Annotated in this window: 1 protein-coding gene; it reads right to left on the bottom strand. The window is 39.4% G+C overall.

Annotated features, from left to right (window positions below; genetic code table 11):
• On the bottom strand, positions 1–2,248 hold a 2,248-nt coding region (locus ACFSY7_RS10365), incomplete at both ends, for a hypothetical protein (RefSeq protein ID WP_380147780.1).

Raw genomic sequence — 2,248 nt, 5'->3', positions numbered from 1 at the left:
GAACGCCTTTTTAGCCGCATTTGCTGTCTTTTTAGCACTTGCTGTAACAACTTTCGTTTTCGATGTAATACCATTCGCAAAACCCTGCCCAGTATGTTCACCAAGTGCATAAGTAACGCGCGATGGCGAGTGAATGTCCATTGCTGATTTGATTGTTGATTTCACTTTATCCGCAATAGATTTAGCTGCACTTACGACTGAATCTGTCATAGACTCAATGCCATTAACAAGACCTTGAATAATATTTTTACCAATTGAAACTAAATCAATACCTTCTAAGAACGACTTAGCTTCATTCCATTTATCCTCAATACTTTTTTTGGTTTCAGACATTTTATCGGTAACTGATTTTTTCATGTCATTAAACTTATTTGTGACATCAGTTTTAATGGTCTCGACTTTATTCGTAACATTGGTTTTTAATTCTTCGAATTTATCTGTTGCTTGGGTTTTCAGTTCGTTAATCTTATCGGTCGCTTGTTTCTTTAACTCGTTAAATTTGTTAATAGCTTGGGTTTTTAATTCTTGCGCTTTGTTCACCGCTTGGGTTTTCAGTTCATTGAATTTGTTGATTGCGTTTGTTTTCAACTCGTTGAACTTATTCACCGCTTGGGTTTTCAGTTCATTGAATTTGTTGATTGCGTTTGTTTTCAGTTCTTGTGCTTTGTTTATCGCTTGGGTTTTTAATTCGTTAAACTTATTCACTGCGGTTGTTTTCAGTTCGTTAAATTTGTTAATAGCTTGGGTTTTCAGTTCATTGAATTTGTTGATTGCGTTTTCTTTTAATTCTGTAGCTTTTTGTACAACTGTTTCTTTGATGTTCTCCCAAATCGAAATAGCTTTTTCTTTAATGCCATCCCATACTTTCGAGAGGAAATCTTTCAAAATCCCGAAGATGTTTTGCGCTGCTGTACAAAGGGCTTCCCAAATTGTTGTTAAAGTATCTTTTACCGCTTGCCAAGCGCCTGTGAAATCGCCTGTTAATAAAGCCGTAAGCGCTGTGATAACACCTGAAATAATAGCGACTGCTGTTGTGATAACCGCTTTAATAACTTCCCATGCAACTTGTACAACCGTAGAAATAACCGGCCACACCACTTGGAATAACGTCATGATCTGCGTCATTGTCGTTGTGATAGTTTCAACTATCACTCCCCAAACAGCTGCACCAATCGTCTTGATATTCTCGCTATTAGTTGTCCAAATTTCCGTAATTTGTGCCCATGTGTCGGAAATGAATGTTGCAACAGCACCAAAAGTTGTTTGGATCGTTGTCCAGACAGCGGTGAATACAGTGGATACTTGTTGCCTGAATGTTTCTGAACTCTGATACACACCAATTAACACCGCAACAAATGCCGCAATAGCAGCAATCACAAGACCAACTGGACCTGTTAGTAAACTAATTACTGTGCCGAGCATAGGAAACTTCGTTGCCAAATTCGCTACCCATGTGCCAACTGTTGTTAATGTGCCACTAAAACTCGTAAACAATCCTGTGATAAACGTAATTGCTTTACCAATACCAGCCATCATTGCTGTACCAAGACCTGCAAACAATGCCTTGAACATTAAAATAACCGGCATAATCGCCATAAACGCACCCGATAAAGAAATAACAATCGCAATTATTTGTCCGATAGCTGGATGTGCTTGCATCATACTGTTGGACCACGCTAAAAACTTGTTTACCATTTCCAAAAGTATTGCGCCTAGCGGAGCCATGCCAATCCCTAGATTCACTAGGAAGGTTGTTAAGTTGCCAATTAGCGACATTACCCCTGGTGCTGTGGCGCTAACGTATGAGAGGAATTTTTGGAACGATTGATTTTCGCTAAGTGCCGCAGTCCATGCGCGCCATCTTTCCATCAATCCTTGTAGGCTCGTCATCATTCCAGATGCGGAACCGCCGAACGCTGCAAAGAAGTTTACTACTCCAACAATTGCATTACCAAAAATACTACTGATCTTCGGCATATTTTCTTGCACATAACTAATAAAAGATTTGAACTTCTCGCTCTTTTGTAATCCAGCGGCCCATGTCGCAAATGATTCCGACATTTTTAAGAACCCTTTTGATACACTTTCACTAAGCGGTGCAAAGGCCACGAACATTGAGCCTAATCCTTTAAATAAATTTCCTACCGCTTTACCGAATGTCGTAAGCATCGGACCTGCGTTTTTATTAAGGTATTCAATAAACTGTTGGACTGGCGGTGTACCAATACTTTGCTTTAGTGATGTCATT

It is taken from the genome of Kurthia populi, from assembly GCF_042686175.1.
Classification (GTDB): domain Bacteria; phylum Bacillota; class Bacilli; order Bacillales_A; family Planococcaceae; genus Kurthia; species Kurthia populi.
This window is presented reverse-complemented; position numbering and strand designations above follow the sequence as displayed.